The organism is Streptomyces sp. 13-12-16, from assembly GCF_002114215.1.
Classification (GTDB): Bacteria; Actinomycetota; Actinomycetes; order Streptomycetales; family Streptomycetaceae; genus Streptomyces.
This window is the reverse complement of record NZ_NCTE01000964.1, coordinates 1-21607: the sequence shown is the minus strand read 5'-3', so window position 1 is coordinate 21607 and position 21607 is coordinate 1. Positions and strand designations below refer to the sequence as shown.

Genomic DNA, 21607 nt, shown 5'->3' with positions numbered 1-21607 from the left:
CAAAGCCACTCCGGGTACACCGGCGGGGCCAGCCCGACGAGCGGGTGGCCCCCGCCGGGCCCGAGCGTCCCGCCCACGGCCAACCCGTACCCGGATCCGCCGCCCACCACGTACAAAGGCTCACGGATCCGGGCCGCGTAGGCGGAGATCCCGGTCGGGTCGAACGCGGCCGGCTCCGAGCCGGGCCGCCAGCAGACCTGGGGCACGCTGGCGGCGCGTCCGGGCGCCTCGGACAGAGTGGTGTTCACCGGTCGGCTCCTCTCGGACGCGGCGTCGGTGTGGGCGTAGGTCCTCCGGCCGGCCCGTACCCGTTCCCGGTTGGGCCGACTGCCCTGTGGCGACCGTCCGCGGCGGCACGACCGACAGCGGGCGGGCTCGCCGAGTCCCCCTCCCGGGTGGCCGCACTGCCGGGCACGGAGGAACACGCCCGGGGACGCGACACGGGGACGGCCGGGGAACGGCCCCGGGAGTCGACCCGCCGTCTCGAAGCGGGCCACAGCAGTTCAGCGATGCGGTTCCAGGTCAACCGGGGCAGCCTCCGTTCGGGGTGGGAGCCCGGACAGCAGGTACTCCAGGCTGATGTGTTCCGGGACGCCCGCCGGTCCGAGCCTGGCCCTCACCCGGGAGTCGTCGTACCGACGGTGGTGCCGCAGATAGCAGAACACCCCCCTGACCAGTGAAAGGACCGACTCGTACGGCGAGGGGTCGGGGAGCTCCGGCACAACTGCGATACGGACCCCGGAGAGTTGCTCCAGCAGTCTCCCGAACACGACGACCGGTGTCTCCTGGCCGTGTACGACGTGGTAGGTCTCCACCCCGTCGGGGGGAGGCAGGTCGGCGAGCCGGGCCATCACGGCGGCGGCGGATTCCACCGGCATCAGGTTGAGTTGTCCGTCCGGCCGCCCCAGGATCCGGAAGCGGTGGGTCCGGGGGAGGAGCACGTCCGGTGTCCGGCCGGGGCCGAGCTGGCTCCGTGCGATGCCGGACAGGTTCCGCGTGATGTTCAGCAACGGGTGTTCCGGGAGATCCGGGTGGGGCGGCAGACCGGTGGTCAGGACGCTTGGCCGGAAGATCACCACCGGCCGGCCGGTGGCCCTCGCCCACGCGTGCACCAACTGTTCCGCCTCGAACTTGGATTGTTCGTAGGTGCCTTCGAAGCCGTAGGCATCGGTCAGTTCGTCCTCGTACACCACCCCGGTCCGACGCGCCCCGGCCACGAACGCCGTGGAGACGTGGAACACCACGGGGGTACGGCGTCCGGCCCCGGCCAGGTCGAGGACGTACCGGGTGCCTTCCACGTTCACCTCGCGCAGCGTGGCCAGGTCACCGTCGAGTGTGGTGTTCCCGGCGCAGTGCCAGATCGCGTCCAGCGAGTCCGCCAGTTCCTGGTAGTCACTCTTCGGCAGGGCGAGGCCAGGTTCGGTGATCCGGGCGGACACCACCTGGACGCGGTCGGCGAGGCCGGTGAGGCCGGGGGCGAACCGGCCGAGGCCTCGGATGATCCGCTCCCGTACGCGGTCGGGCTCCCCGCGCGCGAGCACTGTGACCGACGGGTGACGGCGCAACAGCTCGTGCAGAAGTCGAAGGCCAAGGAAACCCGTGGCACCGGTCAACGCCACCCGCACCGTACCCTCCCGCTCTCACCCCTGATGCTGGCCCACGTTCTCACGCGGAAAGCGGTGGGACGAGGCCACGGGAACGGCACCACTCGTTGTGCTGATATTCAGGCAGAACCGCTGGCATACCGCCGCTTTCGCCGGTAAGTACCTGTTCTGTACCGTGCGTGGGTACGGTCCGGCACGCCTGCTTGCCGCTGCGTTCCTGGGTATTGCGAGCCGCCTGGAACACACAGGAAGGAACTCAATGGGCCAGGACCGCCTTGCAGCGTCCTACGGCGATGCCAATCCACTGTTCCGGTTGTGCCGGCACCTGGGCTGGGGCGCGCTGGTCAACCTCGGTTACCACACCCTTCCGACCCTCCCCGGGATCGTCGGTGGGCTGGCTTGGTTTCAACGACGGCTCGAGACCAGGAGCCTGGCACTCCTGCAAGCCAGTCCGGGACACCGGGTGCTGGACGCCTGCTGCGGACGCGGCCACACCACCGCCCGGCTGGCTGCCGCGGGCTGTGACGCCGTGGGGGTCGACATCACCGCCGACCAGATCGCACAGGCTCGCGCCCGGTACGGCGACGCCGTCCGCGCCACCTTCGCCGTGGCCGATGTCACCGCCCTGCCGCAGGCAGAGGGCATCCGTGCCACGAACGGCTCGTTCGACCGGGTGCTCTGCCTGGAGGCGGCCTTCCACCTCTCTCCTGCCGACCGCCGCGCTCTGTTAGCCGAAGCCTTCCGGGTACTGCGCCCCGGCGGAAGGTTCGTCCTGGTCGACTTCGTCTGGAACACGGACGATCCGTCGATGATCCGGCAGCTCGATCCACTGGGCCTCGTACGCGAGGCGTGGCAGTTCGACGATTTCGAGCCCCTGAGGCGTTACCTGAGGCACGCGGAGGAGACGGGGTTCGTCATACGGCGCACCGTCGACTGGACCCGTCCGGTGATCGAGGGCTTCTCCCGTCTCGGCGCTCTCCTGACACGCATGGCGACGAACCAGGCCGGTCGGGAACTGCTGTGTCTGCGCTGGCCCGACTTGCGCGAGTTCAGCGAACAGGACTGGCGGCACACCCTCGCCAGTGTCGACGCCCACTGCTCCGTAGGACGCTGCACGGGCTACGTCGCCCTGGTGCTCGACAAACCAGCCTGATCACCACCTCCGGCCGGCTCAGCCGCCGTTGCCACTGGCCCTGGACGTGCTCGATGAGCCCGCTTCCGGCGGAGCGGGCTGCCCGGTGCGCGGCACCGAGGGACTGCTTCGCGCGGCGGTCGGTGGGCCCCTGCGCTGATCCTCGGGGCCGGGGGCGCGATGGGCAAGACAGCTCCGCGGCCTGCGGGACGCTTGGTGCACGACGTGGATTCCGAGGAGCCGGGCAATGGGGCCTTCCCCGATGGGACCCCTGCCGGACCGATGTCAGGAGGCGGTCGCTCCCGGTCGCCGCCGGGGCAGTTCGGCGTGCCGCACCGCGTCGGACGAACGGGTGCGGGTTGGTGGGCGTCTGTCTGGATGCCTGCGGCACCTGCGATTTCTCGGGATGGTGTCGGTGGTGGTGAGAGTCGGTCCTGCCGGCCCGGGGGCTGGTGTTACGGGGCTGGTCAGTGGGTGTTTGCGGGAAGGTGGTCCGCTGGGCACTGTCACGTTGGGGAGCTCCCGTAGGCTGATCTTCAGGTTGATCGCTCCGAGAAGGGGTTTGCTCGTGGGTGCTGCGTCGCCGTCGTACAAGGGGCACCGGTACCCGGTCGAGATCATTTCCCACTGTGTGGCTGTATCACCGCTTCCCGCTGCCGTTCCGGGAAGTCGAGGAGGTGATGCTCGAGCGCGGAGTGATCGTTTCCCACGAGACCGTCCGTCGCTGGTGCGCGAAGTTCGGCCAGGTCTATGCGAATGAGCTGCGCCGCCGCCGACCACGGCCGGAGGACACGTGGCATCTCGACGAGGTCTTCATCAAGATCAACGGTGAGCGGCGCTACCTGTGGCGGGCCGTCTACCAGCACGGGAACGTGTTGGACATCCTCGTCCAGCCCAAGCGCGACACCCATGCCGCCGTGCGGTTCTTCCGCCGGCTCCTGAAGGGCCTGGAGTACGTGCCACGGGTGATCGTCACTGACAAGCTGCGCTCCTACGGCGCGGCCCACCGCCAGGTCATGCCGGGAGTGGAGCACCGCACCTCGAAGTACCTGAACAACCTGGCAGAGAACAGTCATCAGCCGACGCGGCAACGCGAACGCGCGATGAAGGGCTTCCGCTCCGTCGGCGGAGCGCAGCGGTTCCTGTCCGCGTTCAGCGGCGTCCCACCCCACTTCCGGCCCCGCCGCCACCTGATGACCACCCCCGGCTACCGAGCCGAGATGACCGTCCGCTTCGCCATCTGGTACCAGGCCGCCGGCGCTGCCGGCCGGCCCGCCACGACCTGAGCACCGGCCCGAAAACCGACCCCTGCCACGCCCCGACGCGCCGTCAGGGACCCAGGTACCCAACAACGTGACAACGCCGTCCGGCACGTCGTTCACCTCGTGTACATGCGAGGTCGGGGTTACCGGTCGGTCGGTGGCTGCCGTGCCGACACGAAGAGGGCCCACTCTCTCGCAGGACCACTCACCCCCTCTCAGAGGAGATCCGCGTGACTCGCTCCACGAGTGCCCGGTCGGCCGTGCTGGCCGTGATCACGGCCCTCACAGCGGCGGCCCTGGCCATGCCTGCACAGGCCGAGGGGCGCCACCGCGTCTCCGGCGATTCACTGCCGTCCCTTACCCCCCGCGCGGAGACGCCGGTGCTGCATGACGACGACGAAGGCGGCAATGCCGACGCGGACGACCCCGCCATCTGGCGCAACGCCGCGGCCCCTGACCGCAGCCTCGTCGTCGCCACCGCCAAGGAGGGCGGACTGCGCGTCTACGACCTGGACGCGCGACTGGTGCAGTCGATAGCCGCGCCTCCCGCCGTGGGCGAGGACGACGCCCCGGGCCGGTTCAACAACGTGGACCTCCTCCACGGACTGCGGCTCTCCTCGGGGAAGGCCGGCCTGGCCGTCACCAGCGACCGTGGCCACGACCGGCTGCGTTTCTACCGCATCGACCGCGACCGCACCGGCGGTCCGCTGACCGACGTCACCGACCCCGCCTCGCCGCCCGTGTTCTCCCAGGACCAGGCCGAGATCAACGACCAGCGGACCGCCTACGGCCTGGCAACCTGGACGGACCCGGCGACCGGGAAGGCCTACGCCCTGGTCAGCCGTCGCGAGCGCACCAGCATCGCTCTCCTGGAGCTGCTGCCGGCCGCAGACGGCAAGGTCACGTACCGCAAGATCCGCACCCTGGACCTCCCCTCCACCTTCCGGCTGCCTGACGGCACCTCGTGGTCCCCGTGCGGCGAGCCCGGTGAGCTGCCGCAGGTCGAGGGCATGGTCGTCGACCCGGCCAACGGCATGCTCTACGCCGGCCAGGAGGACATCGGCATCTGGCGCCTGCGCGCCGACCTCACCGGCACGCCGAAACTGATCGACAAGGTCCGCGAGTACGGTATTCCCGGCGCCTACGACGAGGAGACCGAGGAGTGCACGCCGGGCGCCGACCCCGGCTACGGCGGCACGAAGATCTCCGCGGACGTCGAGGGCCTGACGCTGCTCACCGAGTCCGACGGCGACGGCTACCTCCTCGCCTCCAGCCAGGGCGACAACACCTTCGCCGCCTACGACCGCGAGCTGGAGGACACCAACGAGTACGAGGGCGGCTTCCAGGTCACGGCCGCGAGCAACACCCTCGACGGCTCCGAGGAGTGCGACGGTGCCGCGGTCCTGAACGCCCCGCTCGGTTCCAAGTACCCGAATGGCCTCCTCGTCGTCCAGGACGGACACGACGTCCCCGGCGACGGCGACCGAGACGCGACCAACTTCAAGTTCGTCGACCTCGACAAGGTCATGGACGCCCTCGACGACTGACCCTCACCCGGCGGACCGCCCGGCTTCCGCCCGGGCGGCCCGCCACCCATGACCTGCACGAGCCTTCCGCCGTCCACGAAGACGATCAGCGTGAGTGACGTACGGGCGTGGGCTACGACGCCGACCCGTACGCGGACCACGCGAGTTCCGGGTCGTCAACCCACCGATCCCACCACACGCTCCATCGCACCCGGGTCCGCACGGCCCTCATCCCTGCCCGCGCCTGCTTCGTGTGCCGCTCGAAAGGTCATCGGCGCAGGTGGGAGTGATGCAGTTCGGTCCTGGAATCATGTCCGCGTGATGGTGACTCTGCTGTACGGGGTGGCCCGGAGGCTGTTGTCCGTCCCGTCGGTGCTGCTGCGGCGTGACACCCGCGAATGGCGCCGAGGTGCTCGTGCTGCGGCAGGAGAACGCAGTCCTGCGCGGGCACATTGCCGGCCCGGTCCGCTACGAGCCGGCCGGCCGGCCGGTTCTGGGTCGCTGCCCTCTGCGGGCTAGACACCCCGGTGACATTGGCGCGAGGTCTTCTCGGTCACCCCGGGCATCTTGCTCGCCTGGCACCGCAGGTTCGTCGCTGCCCAGTGGGATTACACCGCACGCCGACGCATCGGACGCCCGCCCGAGGGGCGGTCAAGACGCTTGTTCTGCGGCCGGCCCAGGAGAACCCGCGGTGGGGGCACCGGCGGATCCAAGGGGAGTTGGCCCGACTCGGGCATCGGGTCGCTGCCTCGACGGTCCGGGAGATCCTCAACGCCGCGGGCGTCGACCCGGCGCCGCGTCGTGCCGGTCCCACCTGGCGCGAGTTCCTGGCCGCCCAGGCCGAGGGGATCATCGCGGCAGACTTCTTCCACCTCGACACCACGCTCGGCACGAGGCGGTGGGCACTGGTGTTCCTCGAGCACGGCACGAGGCGCCTGCACATCACCGGAGTCAACGCCGGCCCACCCGGAGTGGGCCGTGCAACAGACGCGGAATCCCGCCGCCGGCCTGGATATGTGCAGGGAGTCTGTGCGGTTCCTGCTGCGTGAGCGCGAGGGCAGGTACGGTGCGGCGTTCGACACGGTCTTCGAGGCCGGGGAGCTGGAGTTGATCTTGAGTGCCCCGCGGGTTCCTCGGATGAACGCCCACTGCGAGAGGATCATCGGCAGCATCCGGCGCGAGATGCTCGACCACGTCCTGATCGTGAACGAGGCCCACGTCCGCCAGGTCCTGGCCGCCTGCCGGCGGCACTACCACCGTCCGCCGACCTCACCAGGCCCGGCAGCAGCTACCGTCTGATGCCAAGGAACGGCCCGATGCCGCAGTGCACGACCTCAACGCCCGCCGAGTGCTGCGGACCCAGATCCTCGGCGGCGTGATCAGCGAGTACCGCTATATCGCTTGACCGGCGACGATGACTTTTCGAGCGGCACAGGACGAGGCTATCCGCAAGCGCAGGGTCCACTCCTCGAGCAGGGTACGGTTGAAGTCCAGACGTGATCAGTCGATGTCCGTATCATCGGCCTCTTCGTGGAGTGGGCCGCCAGGTCGTCGGCCCACTCCACGGACCAAGTGCGGAGAGCGGTGATGGTGGCGTCATCGAGCCCGTAGGCGGCGAAGGCTTCGTCGTCGGTCCACTCGGCGCCTGTGAGGTTCGATTGCAGGTCCTCGAGCTCGAAGCGACCTCGGGCATGGCGGCGGCCGAACTCCTCGAGCTCGGCATTGGTCCAGTGGCGGGAGGCCGCGAACACGTCGATCAGGTCGCGGGGCGCTCCGCGGTCGGCGAGGGCGCGGACCTTGGTCCCGATCACGTCCTCCTCCGCGAGAACGGGCCCGTACGGGCTCTGGGCGACAGGCCGCCGGAAGATCTCCTTGAGGATGTCGACTTCGCATTCCTGCCCGGTGGCCGGATCGGCCACGGTGAAGCGGGCGGACAGCGGGGCGGTCTCCAGCGCGTGCACCTTCCAGCCGCGGGCTTCCAGACCGGCGCGGAAGGTGGCGGCGATGTCGGCCATGAGTGCCGGGTTCTCGGTGGCGAAGTCGAGGTCCTGGCTGGGACGATTGACGAGGTGGTGCGCCCGCACGGCATACCCGCCGGTGAGGACCAGGGGATACGGGGAACCGAGGGCGATCACATCCGTCAGGAGCCGCATGTGCAGCTCCGGCATATCCGTCACGCGGCGGTCCGGGTGCGGGAGGCGAGCCGGGGGAAGGCATCTTCCCACACGGTGCGGCCGACGAGGGAGCGTAGCACTGGCCACAGCTGGAGGAGCAGGCCCTGATTGAGGTAGCGGGGCAGGCCGTCGTGCAGGCCCTCGTGCAGGACGGTGCGGTACAGGCCCATGCGCTGGCGCGGCTTGCCCAGGTCGTACGACGTCATCCCGGACCAGGCCATGTGCAGCGGTAGCTCCACGACCCCCTGGGTGGGGCCGTGCAACTCGTCCAGCGACTCCGGCAGGCGTCGCTGGAACTCCTCCCGGTACAACGCGAGATCCTCGGCGGCCGCGTCCGAGAGACCGTTCGGCACGGGTGCGGGGCGCTGTGGGATGGAGGGCATGCCTCCACTATGACTGTAGGGGAGCGGTAAGGGGCATGATGCGCGAGCTTGCCTCCGCAGTGAGCGGGACAGGCTCGTGGAGGGTGTCTGAGCGTGACAGCGAGGCAGTGAGTCGAGAACCCGGCCCGACCTGTCCCCGCCCGTGAGTCGCTGTCGGCACCGGCACGGCCTTTCCCGGCGGACCCACCAGCCGGGTCCCGGCAACGGCAAGTGGTTCCGTGGACGCACCGCGGCAAGGCCACCGGTGGGCGCAGCCTCCGGCGCCGACGACGGCCGCGTCCGGACACGGCTCAGCGTCCCGTTTGCCGGTGCAGTCTCCACGCCTCCTCGCGCAGGTCCGCGTCGAGGAGCAGGTCTGCGGCCGTGCAGGCCAGCGCGCCGGTGACGGCGACGAGCACGTCGCGGGCCCGGGGGGAGGCGGCTGCCGCGGCGAAGTCGGGGGTGTGGTCGGATCCGTCGTCCATGATGGCGACGAAGGGATGGATGGCGGGCACGCGTGCACTGACGTTGCCGATGTCCGACGATCCCAGGTAGACGCCCGGTGCGGGCGGCGTCAGCCCGATCCCCGCCCCGGACAGGTGCTCGGCGAACGTTTCGGACAGCGGGCCGCTGTCACGGAAGTGCTCGTAGCGGAGCGTGGCCCGTTCCACCTCGGCCCGGGTGCCCGTGGCGTGGGCGACGCCCTCGGCGGCGGCGCGCAACCGCCCGGTCAGGTCCTCCAACTCCTCGGTCGTCGCCGCGCGCAGGCCGAACAGCCCTTCCGCGTACTCCGGGACGATGTTGGTGGCCTTGCCCCCGTCGGTGACGATTCCCTGGATGTGGGAGGCCGCCGGCAGACGCCTGCCCAGGGCGGTCAGGACGTTGAACAGCTCGACCAGCGCCAGGAGGGCGTCGACGCCCTCGGTGGGGTTGCCGGTGGGGTGCGCGGCGCGGCCGTGGAAGGCCACCCGGTACTGCACCTGCGCGGTCAGCGGGGCCCGCGCCCAGTCGTACACGCCCGGGTGGAACATCAGCGCGGCGTCGACGTCGTCGAACACGCCGGCCTCCACCTCCAGGACCTTTCCGCCCCCGCCCTCCTCGGCCGGCGTCCCGACGGCCATGACGCGTCCGGCCGAGGCGTCCAGCACCGTGTCCAGCGCGAGCGCCGCTCCCAGGCCGGCGGCTGCGATGAGGTTGTGCCCGCAGGCATGGCCGAGGCCCGGCAGGGCGTCGTACTCCAGCAGCAGTGCCACGGCGGGGCGGCTGTGGCCCGATTGGGCGGTGAACGCGGTGGGTATCCCGGCCGTCCCGCGCTCGACCTCGAAACCGGCCCTCTCCAGCGCATCCGTCAGCAGTGCCGCGGCCCGGTGCTCGGAGAAGGCGGGCTCGGGGTGGGCATGTAGCTCGAGGGCGGTCTCCCACAGAAGATCCGCCCCTTTCGCAACCTCCGAGCGCAGTCTCTCGTGGATGTCGGCATTCACATCGCCGCCGGAAGGCGTACGGGTCACCTGGCCTCCTCGGATCAAGGTGCGGTGGTCGGTCTTCGCGTCGTGCACCACCGGGTGCCGTCAACCGGGCGTCGTGACACCTCCAGGTTTCGACCGAGGAACCGGTGCAACACGTTCGGTGCGCTCCCGGACGACGCGGAGCGATGTCGCCGTGCCGAAAACGGCCGGGTGGAGGACGACCGCTGGGAGGAACGATGGATCACTCGCGGGTACCCGTACTGGAGGCGCTCGAGGAGTTCCGGCGTCGTGGGGACGTGGTCTTCGGTCCGCCGGGACACAAGCAGGGCCGAGGCGTGGACCCGCGGGTGGCGGACATCGTCGGGCTCGACGTGTTCCGGTCGGACGTACTGTCCCTCAACGGACTGGACGACCGCCGCCAGTCCCAGGGCGTGCTCGGTCAGGCCCAGGAACTGATGGCCGACGCGGTAGGGGCCGAACAGGCGTTCTTCTCCACCTGTGGCAGCTCCCTGTCGGTCAAGACCGCCATGCTGGCCGTGGCCGGTCCCGGCGAGAAGCTGCTGCTGTCCCGCAACGCGCACAAGTCGGTGATCGCGGCCGTCGTCGTCAACGGTGTGGAGCCGATCTGGGTGCACCCGAAGTTCGACACCGAACGGCACCTCGCGCACCCGCCGGAGCCCGAGGACGTCCGGCGCCGCCTTGAGGAGCACCCGGACGCCAAGGGCATGCTGCTGATCACTCCCACCGACTGGGGCACCTGCGCGGACGTGGCGGGCGTGGCCCGGGTCTGCCACGAGTTCGACGTTCCGCTGATCGTCGACGAGGCGTGGGGGGCCCACCTTCCCTTCCATCCCGGGCTGCCGGCCTGGGGCATGGACGCCGAGGCCGACCTGGTGGTCACCAGCGTCCACAAGATGGGCGGGGCCATCGAGCAGAGCTCCGTCTTCCACCTCCAGTACGACCGGGTGTCGCCGGAAGCCCTCAAACAGCGGGAGGACCTGCTGGGCACCACCAGCGCCTCGTCCCTGGTCTACGCGACCCTCGACGGCTGGCGCCGTCAGATGGTCGAACACGGACACGATCTCCTGGACGCCGCGCTGCACCGTGCGGAGCGCATCCGGTCGGCCGTCGGTGATCTGCCCGGCCTGCGGCCCATGGGCGGGGAGGTCGTCGAGGAAGGGTTCGCCGCCGCGTTCGACCCGCTGAAGATGGTGATCGACGTACGGGAACTGGGCATCAGCGGCATGCAGGCGGCCGAGTGGCTGCGGGCGAACCGGCATGTGGACATCGGCGGCTCCGACACCTGCCGGATCAGCGCGTCCATCACGCACGCCGACGACGACGAGACCGAGAAGGTCCTGCTGGACGCCCTGCGCGCGCTCGTCGAGGGGGCCGACTCCATCGAGAAGCAGCCGCCGGTGCGCCTGCCCGGCCCCTCGGCCCTGGAACTGGAGCAGGCGATGCTGCCGCGGGAGGCGTTCTTCGCCCCGGTGGAGCACGTGTCCGCCGAGCGCGCGGCGGGACGGATCGCCGCGGAGACGATCAGCCCCTACCCGCCGGGGGTGCCTGTCGTCGCTCCCGGTGAAGTCATCACCGACGAGGTACTGGACTACCTGCGCAGTGGCGTCGAGCACGGGGTCCTGATCCCGGACGCGGCCGACCCTTCGGTCAGGACGCTCCGTGTGGTGGCGCGGGACTGACGACGGTCGATCGAAGACGTGCTCGGACAACCGGGTCCGAGGTTCCGGGTTCGCCGCTCCCTGGTCGCGGGTGCCGTTGACCGCGCCGGCACCGGTGACCGTGACGTCCGCAACCCACCGCGTCCAAAGGCGAACTGATGTGCTGATGGCCGTGGCACTGTCCGGCACCGCGGAGACACAGACAACATGTCGCCGGAGCAGGCGCCGCCGCAGCTCGATATAGCGACACTCACCATCTCCGCCGGCAGACGACAGGAAGGTCGCCCTGCGATGGCTCCAGTCGGCGACCGACGCTGCCCTTGCTGAAATCTTCGTCCGGGCGGGTCAGGCGGCATGCTCGTGCTCGTGGAGAAGGCCGCCGAGGCGATCGCGTCGTCGTATTTCGAGGCAGGCGATCTGGTCCGGATCGGCGATCGGCGGGACGACGGGTTCAACGGGCGGGCGTTCGCGATGCCCTGATGGGGCCAGTACACATGGGAGAAACGCACGGCACAGACCCGACCGACCGCATCCGACATCCCGCACACCCCGCACCAGCAGGGAAAGACCTGCTGGGCTTGCGCTCAGACTCCTTGCTCTCGCAGGTCTTCCCGGAACTGTACGGTGTCGGGATGGTCAGGGCCCAGGACCCTCTCGCTGTCGATGAGTAGCTGCTCCATCAGCTCGATGGATTTCTCCTGTTGCCCCGCCGCCCAATAGCAGGCGCTGAGGAATCGGCGGAGGTGGAGCATGTCGGGGTGGTCGGCGCCCTGGATGTGCTCGAAGTCCGCCAATGTCTGTACACCGTGGGCAATGGCCTCGTCCACTTTCCCCAGCTCCGCGTACGAGGCGGTGAGCACGTAGTGGAAATATGAGGTGACCATGTGGGCGCTGCCGCCGAGTGCGGCCATCACCGATTTTCCGATTTCTACAACGTCGTCGAACCGCTCCGCATCGAAGTAGGCAAAGGCGAGATAGGTTCTTGCCATCAGGGTGAAAAAATCGTTAACGCCCCGTAAGCGTGTGCGGTGCGCGACGACCTGTTCGTGGAGGCTGATCGCCTCTTCCAAGCGGCCGGCCTTCATATAGATGTCCGCAAGGCTGCTGCGGGCTTCCAGACTTTGGTGGTGGTCGGCGCCGAAGATGCGCTCGTAGTCAGCGATCAGACCTTCCCCTAACATGACCGCCTCCGCCACCCGGCCGGCCTTCACGAGGCAGTCGGCGAGCTTGGTCCGGGCCCTGAGGGTGTGGGGGTGGTCGTCGCCAAGGTGTCGCACGCAGTCGGCGACCGCCACCTCAAGGAGGGCGACTGCGGCCTCCTTCTGCTCTCCGCCCCAGTATTCGCCGGCCAAGGTCATACGCGCGGTGATGGTGGCGGGGTGGACGGTGCCGAAGACCCGCTCGTGGTCGCGGACGACCCGCTCCTGGAAGGCGATCGCATCCTGCGTCCGGCCCGCCATACTGTAATACCAGCTCAGGTCTGTGCGGGCGCTCAGCGTGTGCGGATCGTCGCCGCCCAGTGCACGCTCGCAGTCCGCTGCGAGGGCCTCCTTGAGGCGAACTGCCTTGTCGAGGCGCGAGGCCATCATGAGAATCTCGGCGAGCAGATCGCGGTATTCCAGCGTGTCGAGGTGGTCGGGGCCCAGCACGTGCGCCGATTCTGCGGCCACCTCCTCCAGGAGGGGCATTGCCTCGTCTGGCCCTCGCTGCACTGCGTAGCAGGTGGCGAGGTAGCCACGGCTCTTGAGCGTCTGGGGATGGCTTCGCCCCAGGACACGCTCGCGGCCTTGGGCCGCGCGAGCGAACATCGCCTCGCCTGACTGCACGTCACCCTCGTGAATGTGACAGCAGCCCAAATCGTTGAGGCTCTCCAAGGTGTCGGGGTGGTCGGCTCCGAGTAGTCGCGTGCGGTCGGCGACGACCCCGTCCAGGAGCCTCAGGGCCCGGTGAGACTCCCCGCTTTCCATGAGGGCCCCCGCCATGCGGTGCCGTGCGTGGAGCACTTCGGGCGTGTCGGGCGGGAACGTGGCCTCGTACACGCGCATGATCCCCTCCCACAGCGGCAGCGCCTCGTCATCCTGACGCTGCTCGTGGAGGCGTTCGGCGGCGTCGAGGTACAACGGCAGGGCGGGAGCGTCGTCGTAGCCCTCCGGCACCGTGGAGACCAGTACCAGGAGGTGGGGCAGGCAGAGATCCCACGTCGCCTGCGGTGCCGGGCTCGCCGCACCCTCAGGGTGCAGGGCGTGGCGCAGGGCGCGGGTTGCTTCTGCGCGCCCGCGCGCGGCGGGCAAGGGCGTCAGCGACAGCCCGGCGGGATCCGGAGTGCGGCGCAGGGTGAGTTGCAGGAGGCGGTGGATGCGCACCGCTGGGCTGGTTAGGTGGACGAGGTTGTAGGTCGCGAGGACGCCCAGGGCCTTGTTCAACGTGCGTCCGTCGGGGCACAGCGGGGCGAGCAGTCCGCGTGGGCAGTCGTCGGGGGAGAGCCAGGCCAGGGCGTACAACAGAGTGATCGCCGCGTCGCTCTGCTCCTCGACGGCGGCCAAGGTCACGTTCCACACCCGTGCAATGGTGCGCTCGGGGTCGATGCCGGAAGCCGCCTCGTCCAGCATCAGCCCCAGGTCGTTGTAAAAAGAGACCAGGGTCGTCCCGGTCTGCCGCAGATAGGCGCCGGCCTGGTGAAGGGCGAGCGGCAGGTTGCCCAGCGCGGTGGCCAGCGCACAGGCGTCGGCGTACTGCGGGCTGCAGCGGTCAGGGGAATTGCCGCAGGCGAGCTCGTAGAGAAGGTCAGCCGCCGAGGTGTCGTCGAGCACATCCAGGCCGACGGCCCGTGCGCTGGACCAGCCATGGGCGCGGCGGCTGGTAATCAGATGGTGGCCGCCGGTCAGCCCGCCCAGATACGGTTCGGCGTCGCGTGGTTCGTCCACGTTGTCGAAGATCAACAACCATCCGGGGTGCCACTGTAGCCAGACACTTGCCCAGGCCGCCCGCGCCTCCACCCCGACGCCGGCCGCCCACTGGGGGTGCAGATGCGCAGTGAGGGCGGCCAGGGAGGAGTCGATCTGTGCCGGGGAGTCCGCGTTGATCCACCAGATCAGACTGTAGTGCTCCCGGTTGCGGTGCGCGTAATGGACGGCGAGGGTGCTCTTGCCGATACCGCCCATGCCGTGCACCACCTGGGAGCGAGTCTGTTCCACACCCTCGTGTGGCCTGAACAGCTCGTGCAACTGCGTCAGCTGGGTGTCACGGCCAACGAAGGCCCGGTCCGGCGGGTACGGAAGATTCCAGGAGTGCGGAGGCGCGCCGACCTCCTTCGCGCTGTGGAGATCCTGCTGTGTCAGCACGGTGACGCTGACATAGTCACCGGTGTTGGCGAACCCCGAAAGCGCGTCGGCCGCAATGGACCGGGCCCCGGAGGCATGGTGCGCGCCCGAGGCGGTCATGACGAGGTCGGCTCCGTCGTGTGACGGCCGTGGACCGTGATGTGGGCTCCGTCGCCCGTGCTGACGACGCCGGTGCTTTCACCGCCGACGGCCACCGACCGCTCCCCGGACGCGGTGACCGTTCGTGGGGCACCCGCGAGCAGATTCCTCAACTCCTCGGCAAGTTGCGGGTTTTCGCGCATCGCGTGCCTGAGCTGCACACGCAGGGCCGCCACGCCGTCGTTGTCGGCAGGCCCGGTCGTCACCGCATCCTCGACGGCCTGCTGCAGCATGGCGCGCCGCGTCGGCGAGATGCGGTTCCAGACCCTGAGAAGGATTTGCCGTCCAGCGTTCACCGTCGCATCGGCGGCCGCATCCTCGGTGCGGGACAAGACGTTGGCGCCGTATGCGGCGAGCGCGGCCGCCACGTATGGGCCCATCTGATCGACTGCCTGGACGATCTCAGTTTCCATATCCGCTCCCCGCGACTCGGCACCCCGTACGTACCCCGAAGGGACATCACATGCACCCGGTTCGGTTCCGGGGGGTCGGGGGGTGCCCCTATGTCTTTGGTCAAGGTGGTCGGGTGGGGGTCTGCCAAGCGAGCGGCTCTGTCGCACATCCGGTGATGACGGATTGCGCACGTCGAGCACCTCCACCCTGCGGAGGGTATGGCCGACGCTCTGACCTCGATACTTCGAGGCGGACGGCATCGCGCCGGGTCACCGGACTTGTCGCGTCAAACCCTTACGGCCGGACGTCAAGTGAACGGCCGGATCCCCGGGAAGGCCTGTTCTGAGGCACAGGCCTGCGGTTTCGCGACCGATGACCTGTCTGTCATCGTCATGACTTACCGTCACCACCGAATGTGCGACAGAGCCGAACAATTTACAGTTCCCCACCACCGCGTCATCCTGATCGCCCACCTCCGCCGCCGCTACGCGGACCGGCCCACCGTGTCACCGAGATGCTCTCCGGCTGCGAAAACCTTGCCAGAGCCACTTTCGCGAGTACGCCGACACCACCGAACACTCAGAGCCTGGGCGTGCAGACCGGCAGCCAACGACCCGTTGGGGTAGTCCGAGCTCTCATGGGTACGTGTGTCGGGCATCCCGTCGGCAACGAGCGCCTGTACGGACCCTTCTTCGAAGCAGTGGGAGATGGAATGAGGCTCCGCGAGTCGGCTTTGGCACTGGCCTCCCGGTGTTCCGCTGATGTGCTGGCCGGGCGGTATCGCCTGGACGAGCTCATCGGCTCGGGTGGTGCCGCCGACGTCCACAGCGGCTTCGACCTGCGCCTGAGGCGACCGGTCGCGGTCAAGGTCTTCCGGCCGGGCGCCGGTGTCGATATGGAGGAACGTTTCCAGAGCGAAGCGGTCATTCTGGCCAGGCTGCAGCATCCCGGGCTGGTTACCGCCTACGACGTCGGACGGCACAACGGCCGTGCCTACCTGGTCATGCAACTGATCGAAGGCCCCACGCTGAAAGCCCGCATCACCGAAGGTTGCTTGCCCCCTGAAGAGACAGTCGCGCTCGGCGCCGGCCTTGCCGAGGCCCTGGCCCACGCGCACGAAGCAGGGATCGTTCACCGCGATGTGAAGCCGTCCAACATCATCCTGGACGCATCCGGGCATCCTCACCTGACCGACTTCGGTATCTCCCGACTGCTCGACGCCACCACCCATACCGCCACCGGCACACTCATCGGCACCGCCGCGTATCTGTCCCCCGAGCAGGTGCTCGGCCGGCACGTCAGCCGGCCCGCCGACGTCTACGCCCTCGGTCTCGTCCTCCTCGAGTGCCTCACGGGCAGGCTCGAATACGGCGGCGGCCCCCTCGAGGCCGCGATCGCACGGCTTCATCGTCAGCCCGTACTGCCCGATTTCCTGCCGAAGGGCTTCGCGGTCCTGCTGCGGAACATGACGGCCCTAAACGAGTGGGAGCGCCCGACGGCACGCGAGTGCGCCCGGACTCTGACTGCCCTGGCCGGCACGGCGGACTCCGTGTCCGCCCTCTCCGCGGTCCACGCCGCGAGTGTCGTGCCGAGTCGGGAACCGGTGCGGGACGCCGAGCACACGCACCTGAACCCGTTGCCTGCCGCCATCGGCGCGACCGGGCAGAAAACCGCAGGCACACGGCGCCGCGCCCTGGTCGCCGGTGGGACTGCCGCGCTCGCTGCCGTCCTGACCACTGCCCTTGCCGTCTCCGACGGCTCTTCACACCAAGGAGGCGGAGAGAAGGCGACCCAGGCCGACAGCCGTCCCTCCGCGCCGGTCGAACCGCCGCACATCACCGCTGAAAAGAATGACGCACCACCCGTCGCTCCATCCTCCTCCCTCCCCGACACCCCGGCCGAGCCGCCCCGTGAGGCCTCCCCGGAGCGAAGCCTCCGCTCCACCCCGGATGGACCGGGCCGGAACCCGGCCACCGATGCAACCGCACACGGCACCGGAGCCTCAACGTCCCGCACCCCCTCGAACGGCGCTCAGGGCGGCCTGACCATCAACCCCTCCGATACGGAAAAGCAGACCAGGGCAAACACGTCCAGCGGACAGCCCGGCAAGTCTGAAACGGCTGAGGAAAGCCGGAAGAAGGTACAGAAGGAAGAAGGGGAGGCGCAGAAGAGCAAGGAAAAGAAAGCCAAGGCGGACTGGGACCCTGGCCGCTGAGAGGGAAGACCTGGTGAACGAGGTCGATCCCCGGGCTCCCGCCTCCTGGCCGGGTGCCAACCGGGCAGGCGGTGCGTAAACGGCGCCTTCGAACCGTCCTGCCCGCGTGCGTGGTCGACGTCGGTCTTGAGACCACACCGTCACAGTGCTCATCCCCAAGTCGACGGCGTGCAGGCTGAAGAACGCGGCCGGCCGTGCGCTACCGCCGGATCCTCCTCGAGCGCGGCGCCGCGGTGCGACTGCGCGATGCCCGGCTCCTCGGGCTGCACCGTCCAGGCAGGCCGGGGAGCCCGGCATCTGGCCGATCGTGCAGGCGGCCCAGCTCCCGGCCGAGAGAACCCACCCGCCACGGACGCCGGGCCAGGACATCCAGCATCGTCGGCCCGGCTAGCCGCTCAAGAACCATGTCCGTCTCGGTGATCTCATACACCCGCGGCACCGGACACCCACATGCCGCAAGGTGCGTCATCAAGCGTGACTCCAGACCGGTGGGCCCCCGTGCCGGTACCGTCGCAGCACCCTGGACTCATCCAGGGCATACACATCAGCATCCCGGCCCTGCGCGATCAACTCCATGCGGTGCAGTCTGCATTGACGGCCCAGCCCTCGCCAACAGGGCGAACGTTGCCTGACGTGGCGCCGGCTCGGGCGGACGGCAGCCTCGATGCGGGCGAGTTGGGCGGCGAGGATCTCCTCGAACGCGGCACGGCGATCCGCCCCGAGGGGACGGGTGTCGCGGGCGAAGCGGGCCAGGGCCGGGAAGCGTTCGGGATCGGCGCCCAGGACCGCGACGCGGAACAGCTCCGTGGCCTGTTCATGCTCTTCGGGGGAGACAGCGCTGCCCCCGGCCTCGGAAGCGATCAACACGGCGATGAGGACCGCTATCCGGTGGTGGCGCACCGGGATCTCCTCGTCGGGCAGACCCGACGCGCACAGAGCCGGCAGTACCTCTTCCATGACCGGCCGGAAACCGGTGCCGGATGAGGCGTAGTGCCCCCAGACCGCGGCGAGCTGGGGCTGTCGGCCGAAGGCCTCTCTCACGTGCAGGGCCGGGGCGGTGATGCGCTGCCTCCACTCGCCCTCGGGGCAGTAGCCGTTCATCGCGGCCAGGAGGATCCGGTCGGCGACCGCGCGCAGCAGTTCGGTCCTGCTGCGAAAGTGCCGGTGGAGGCTGGAGGAATCCGTCCTAAGGGTCGCGGCCGGCTTGCGCACACCAGGGCCTTTTCCTCTGCCGACTGCGAGATGGGGCTTGTTGGTCAGTCCGCCGCGCGACCGTCCGAGGCCAGACGAAAGCCCCGGGCAGCCGATCGGTGCGACGGGAAGCCTCGACGTGAGGCCGCGGGCGGGCACCTCCTGTGCGTGTCCGCGTCCGTGCCGTCCCCGCCGCCCTCGGGCCTGTGTTCCGGTGACCACCGGGGCGCGGGCCCGTCGCCCTGCCCCGGTGCGGGACCATCGTGTGTCAGGCCTGGTGGCGACGGGCGTAGTGGCGCTGGGCCTTGGCCCGGTTGCCGCAGCCGCTCATCGAGCACCAGCGCCGGGTGCCGTTCTTGGACACGTCGTAGAAGTGCAGGATGCACTGGGGGTTGCCGCAGGCGCGGATGCGGTCGGGGCGGTCGGCGAGCAGCCGTAGGAAGTCGGCGGTGGCGGCCCACGCCGGCAGCCAGGCCGGGTCGTCCGCCTCGGCCACGGTGCCCGGCCCGTCGGAGCGCAGGACCTGCCGCAGCCGGCCGTGGGCGAGGACGTCGTTGACGGCCGTGATGGCGGCGGGCGAGGGGTGTGCCGGGTCGGCGACGGCCTTGTCGAGCGCGGCGCGGGCCTGGTGGAGCCGTTCCCGGGTGTCGTGGCCGGCCGGGACGGAGATGCCGCCGAGGGCCTCGCGGACCGGGGGCGTGTTCAGCCACAGCGCGGTTCCCTCGAGGGAGTCGAGGAGGTCGTGCCGGCCCGCGGCGTCGATCCAGCGGGTGTTGAGCAGGTCGACGGCGAGCGGTTCGCCGGTCAGCGGCCTGGAGTCGGGTTCAGCGGGTGGCGGCACGGTGCGGGTCCCTTCGACGCGGCGGCATCACCCCATCCACGATAACCGGTCATCTCATGATCATCGGTTGACGGTCCGCCACCTAACCACTAAATTCAATTTCACCGGTTACGAGAGCGACTCGTGGCCCCGAACTGAGGCAGTTGATCGACCATGAGCAATGCGAAGAACCTGCAGACCGGTCACGTCGGGCTGAACGTCACGGACCTGGACCGTTCGCTCGCCTTCTACCGCGCGGTCTTCGATTTCGAGGTGATGGCGGAGGGCAAGGAGGACGGCCGCCGCTGGGCTTTCCTCGGCCACGACAGCCGTCTGCTGGTGACGCTCTGGCAGCAGAGCGAGGGCACGTTCGCCGCCGACCGTCCGGGACTGCACCACCTCTCCTTCCAGGTCGGCACCGTCGAGGAGGTCAAGGCTGCCGAGGAGGTACTGCGCGGGCTCGGCGCCGAGTTCGCCTACGAGGGCGTCGTGCCGCACGGCGAGAACGCCTCCTCCGGCGGCATCTTCTTCACCGACCCCGACGGAACTCGTCTGGAGATCTACGCCCCGACCGGCGCCGACCCCGCCGACGCCCCGACCGCCGGCGCCCCCACCTGTGGTTTCTTCTAGGCCGCACAAGCGGCTCGAGGCGCCCGCCCGGCCGCGGACAGCGTCGGGCACGGCCGCCCCACCACACACCAGACGCTCGGAGAGGCAACGGAAAGGAAACCGTCGTGGCCACCTATCACAACGGCGAACTCGCGGTGCAGGAGCGAGCCGGGCTCACCGACCAGGCCGGGTTCTCGCTCGGCGGCATTCACGAGACCGTCCCGCCCGTGGCCCGCCAGTTCCTGGCCGAACAGCCGATGATCGTGGTGGGCGCCGCCGACCCGGCGGGCCGCCTCTGGGCCACCCAACTGGCGGGGAGACCCGGGTTCCTGCGCGTTCCCGACCCCCGCACCCTCGCCATCGACGCCCTGCCCGTGCCGGAGGATCCGCTCGCCGATGTCCTCGGCACGGCCCGCGCCGTGCGGCTCGGGATGATCGCCATCGAGCCGGCCACCCGGCGCCGGATGCGGCTCAACGGCCGAGCCCACCGCGACGGAGGCGGCCTGCGCGTCGCACTCGACCAGGTCATCTCCAACTGCCCCAAATACCTGCAGAAACGGGACCACCGCAGGACGATCCCCGGCGAAGCGGGGCCCCGCACGGCCGCCACCGGCCGGGCGCTCAGCACCGCGCAGCAGGAGGCGGTGCGCCGGGCCGACACGTTCTTCGTCGCCACCGCCTCCGACGACGGCGACGCCGACGCCTCGCACCGCGGCGGCAACCCCGGATTCGTCCAGGTGCTCTCCCCGACCCTGCTGCGCTGGCCGGACTACGTCGGCAACGCCATGTTCCTGACGCTGGGCAACCTGCTGCTCAACCCCGCAGCGGGCCTCTTCGTGCCCGACTGGGAGACAGGCACCGCGCTCCATCTGTCCGGCACCGCGCGGACCGTCTGGGACGCCGCACAGATCGCCCGCACACCAGGTGCCCAACGGATCGTGGAGTTCTCCGTCGAGGCCGTGCACGAGGTCTCCTCGGCGTCCCCGCTGCGCTGGAGCGCGCCCGGCTACTCCCGCTTCAACCCACCGGTCGCCTGACCCCCGCCCACCCGCACCCGCCCGGCGCACCCCGCGGCACGGAGCCGCCCGGCACCACACCGGAGGGCGGCCGGACCCCACACCCGACACAACGGAGCCAGCCATGCGTATCACCGTGGACATGAACCTCTGCGAGAGCCACGGACAGTGCGTCTTCGCCGCACCGGACATCTTCTCCTTCGACGACGAGGACCACCTGGTCTACGACGCCGCACCGGCCGACGCGCTGCGCGACAGGGCCGAGAAGACCGCCGCCGTCTGCCCGGTACGCGCCATCACCGTTTCCGCGGACGCGTCGTGAGGCGCCCCGCACCCCGCGAGATCGTCGTCGTGGGAGCGTCGCTCGCCGGGCTGCGGACGGCCGAGGCCCTGCGCGCCCAGGGGTTCACCGGGACCCTGACCATCGTCGGCGCCGAACCCCACCTCCCCTACGACCGGCCGCCGCTGTCCAAACAGGTACTGACCGCACAGCCCGACCCGCCCGGCACCGCGCTGCCGCTGCCCGCCGCCCTGGACGCACGCTGGCTGCTCGGCCGCCCCGCAGTGGGCCTCGACCCCACGGCCCGCACCGTCCTCCTCTCCGACGGCACCCTGCTGCGCTACGACGGCCTGGCCCTCGCCACCGGCTCGGCCGCGCGCGGCACACCGGCCGCCCTGG

General features: G+C 69.9%; 15 protein-coding genes and 4 pseudogenes. 10 read left to right on the top strand and 9 right to left on the bottom strand.

Annotation, left to right across the window (positions count from 1 at the left end; genetic code table 11):
• Together B7767_RS33185 and B7767_RS33175 are read right to left on the bottom strand one after the other, a co-directional pair.
• A pseudogene (locus B7767_RS33185) lies at window positions 1-248 on the bottom strand (2-nitropropane dioxygenase); the annotation flags it as partial.
• A gap of 255 nt (window positions 249-503) precedes the next feature.
• Window positions 504-1619, bottom strand: coding sequence for an SDR family oxidoreductase (locus B7767_RS33175; protein ID WP_256923653.1), 1116 nt, complete (start codon window positions 1617-1619; stop codon window positions 504-506).
• 94 nt (window positions 1620-1713) lie between these two features.
• Here B7767_RS33175 and B7767_RS33170 point away from each other — a divergent pair, with 94 nt between their 5' ends.
• From B7767_RS33170 to B7767_RS49170, 4 genes and pseudogenes are all read left to right on the top strand, one after another.
• Entirely contained in the window at window positions 1714-2757 is a 1044-nt protein-coding gene (locus B7767_RS33170; protein ID WP_256923652.1) for a class I SAM-dependent methyltransferase, read from the top strand.
• A gap of 587 nt (window positions 2758-3344) precedes the next feature.
• Window positions 3345-3908: pseudogene (locus tag B7767_RS33165) on the top strand (IS6 family transposase); the annotation flags it as partial.
• Window positions 3909-4228: 320 nt separating this feature from the next.
• Window positions 4229-5545, top strand: coding sequence for a phytase (locus tag B7767_RS33160; protein WP_085575343.1), 1317 nt, complete (start codon window positions 4229-4231; stop codon window positions 5543-5545).
• A 993-nt stretch (window positions 5546-6538) separates the two neighbouring features.
• Window positions 6539-6823, top strand: a complete 285-nt coding sequence (locus tag B7767_RS49170; RefSeq protein WP_306298017.1) for an integrase core domain-containing protein — start codon at window positions 6539-6541, stop codon at window positions 6821-6823.
• A gap of 201 nt (window positions 6824-7024) precedes the next feature.
• Here B7767_RS49170 and B7767_RS33150 read toward each other — a convergent pair.
• From B7767_RS33150 to B7767_RS33140, 3 genes and pseudogenes are all read right to left on the bottom strand, one after another.
• Window positions 7025-7692 (bottom strand): annotated as a pseudogene (locus B7767_RS33150) (nucleotidyl transferase AbiEii/AbiGii toxin family protein).
• 5 nt (window positions 7693-7697) lie between these two features.
• Entirely contained in the window at window positions 7698-8081 is a 384-nt protein-coding gene (locus tag B7767_RS33145; protein WP_085575342.1) for a hypothetical protein, read from the bottom strand.
• 290 nt (window positions 8082-8371) lie between these two features.
• The gene (locus B7767_RS33140; RefSeq protein WP_085575348.1) at window positions 8372-9568 is read right to left on the bottom strand and encodes an amidohydrolase; all 1197 of its coding nucleotides are present in this window, start codon (window positions 9566-9568) and stop codon (window positions 8372-8374) included.
• Between the two features lie 194 nt (window positions 9569-9762).
• On the opposite strand from B7767_RS33140, the gene B7767_RS33135 reads away from it, so the two are divergent.
• On the top strand, window positions 9763-11226 hold the full coding sequence (locus tag B7767_RS33135) for an aminotransferase class I/II-fold pyridoxal phosphate-dependent enzyme (RefSeq protein WP_085575341.1): 1464 nt from the start codon (window positions 9763-9765) through the stop codon (window positions 11224-11226).
• 563 nt (window positions 11227-11789) lie between these two features.
• Here B7767_RS33135 and fxsT read toward each other — a convergent pair.
• Together fxsT and B7767_RS33125 are read right to left on the bottom strand one after the other, a co-directional pair.
• Window positions 11790-14645, bottom strand: coding sequence for an FxSxx-COOH system tetratricopeptide repeat protein (gene fxsT, locus B7767_RS33130; protein ID WP_085575340.1), 2856 nt, complete (start codon window positions 14643-14645; stop codon window positions 11790-11792).
• On the bottom strand, window positions 14642-15097 hold the full coding sequence (locus tag B7767_RS33125) for a hypothetical protein (RefSeq protein WP_085575339.1): 456 nt from the start codon (window positions 15095-15097) through the stop codon (window positions 14642-14644). The genes fxsT and B7767_RS33125 overlap by 4 nt, the downstream gene beginning before the upstream one ends.
• 692 nt (window positions 15098-15789) lie before the next feature.
• Between B7767_RS33125 and B7767_RS33120 the strand changes: the two genes are divergently transcribed.
• The gene (locus B7767_RS33120; RefSeq protein WP_179167384.1) at window positions 15790-17292 is read left to right on the top strand and encodes a serine/threonine-protein kinase; all 1503 of its coding nucleotides are present in this window, start codon (window positions 15790-15792) and stop codon (window positions 17290-17292) included.
• Window positions 17293-17934: 642 nt separating this feature from the next.
• On the opposite strand, the pseudogene B7767_RS33115 reads toward B7767_RS33120, so the two are convergent.
• Window positions 17935-18552 (bottom strand): annotated as a pseudogene (locus B7767_RS33115) (TetR/AcrR family transcriptional regulator C-terminal domain-containing protein); the annotation flags it as partial.
• Window positions 18553-18751: 199 nt separating this feature from the next.
• Window positions 18752-19324: a CGNR zinc finger domain-containing protein gene (locus tag B7767_RS33110; protein ID WP_085575338.1), complete on the bottom strand. Its 573-nt coding sequence runs from the start codon at window positions 19322-19324 to the stop codon at window positions 18752-18754.
• A gap of 153 nt (window positions 19325-19477) precedes the next feature.
• Between B7767_RS33110 and B7767_RS33105 the strand changes: the two genes are divergently transcribed.
• From B7767_RS33105 to B7767_RS33090, 4 genes are all read left to right on the top strand, one after another.
• Complete coding sequence (locus tag B7767_RS33105; protein WP_085575337.1) at window positions 19478-19933, top strand: VOC family protein; 456 nt, start codon at window positions 19478-19480, stop codon at window positions 19931-19933.
• 104 nt (window positions 19934-20037) lie between these two features.
• A complete protein-coding gene (locus tag B7767_RS33100) occupies window positions 20038-20949 on the top strand; it encodes a pyridoxamine 5'-phosphate oxidase family protein (protein ID WP_085575336.1) in 912 nt (303 codons plus the stop codon).
• A 103-nt stretch (window positions 20950-21052) separates the two neighbouring features.
• Window positions 21053-21250 (top strand): ferredoxin, encoded by a 198-nt coding sequence (locus B7767_RS33095; protein WP_085575335.1) that lies wholly within the window; start codon window positions 21053-21055, stop codon window positions 21248-21250.
• Window positions 21247-21607, top strand: a 361-nt coding sequence (locus B7767_RS33090) for an FAD-dependent oxidoreductase (RefSeq protein ID WP_256923651.1), incomplete at its 3' end; no start/stop codon positions are given. The genes B7767_RS33095 and B7767_RS33090, both read left to right, overlap by 4 nt.

What these genes read in the sequence shown, in the direction of transcription:
- B7767_RS49170 (WP_306298017.1), top strand. Translation starts at nt 6,539, where the DNA reads ATGTGCAGGGAGTCTGTGCGGTTCCTGCTGCGTGAGCGCGAGGGCAGG.
- B7767_RS33145 (WP_085575342.1), bottom strand. Translation starts at nt 8,081, where the DNA reads ATGCCCTCCATCCCACAGCGCCCCGCACCCGTGCCGAACGGTCTCTCG.
- B7767_RS33135 (WP_085575341.1), top strand. Translation starts at nt 9,763, where the DNA reads ATGGATCACTCGCGGGTACCCGTACTGGAGGCGCTCGAGGAGTTCCGG.
- fxsT (WP_085575340.1), bottom strand. Translation starts at nt 14,645, where the DNA reads ATGACCGCCTCGGGCGCGCACCATGCCTCCGGGGCCCGGTCCATTGCG.
- B7767_RS33125 (WP_085575339.1), bottom strand. Translation starts at nt 15,097, where the DNA reads ATGGAAACTGAGATCGTCCAGGCAGTCGATCAGATGGGCCCATACGTG.
- B7767_RS33120 (WP_179167384.1), top strand. Translation starts at nt 15,790, where the DNA reads ATGAGGCTCCGCGAGTCGGCTTTGGCACTGGCCTCCCGGTGTTCCGCT.
- B7767_RS33105 (WP_085575337.1), top strand. Translation starts at nt 19,478, where the DNA reads ATGAGCAATGCGAAGAACCTGCAGACCGGTCACGTCGGGCTGAACGTC.
- B7767_RS33095 (WP_085575335.1), top strand. Translation starts at nt 21,053, where the DNA reads ATGCGTATCACCGTGGACATGAACCTCTGCGAGAGCCACGGACAGTGC.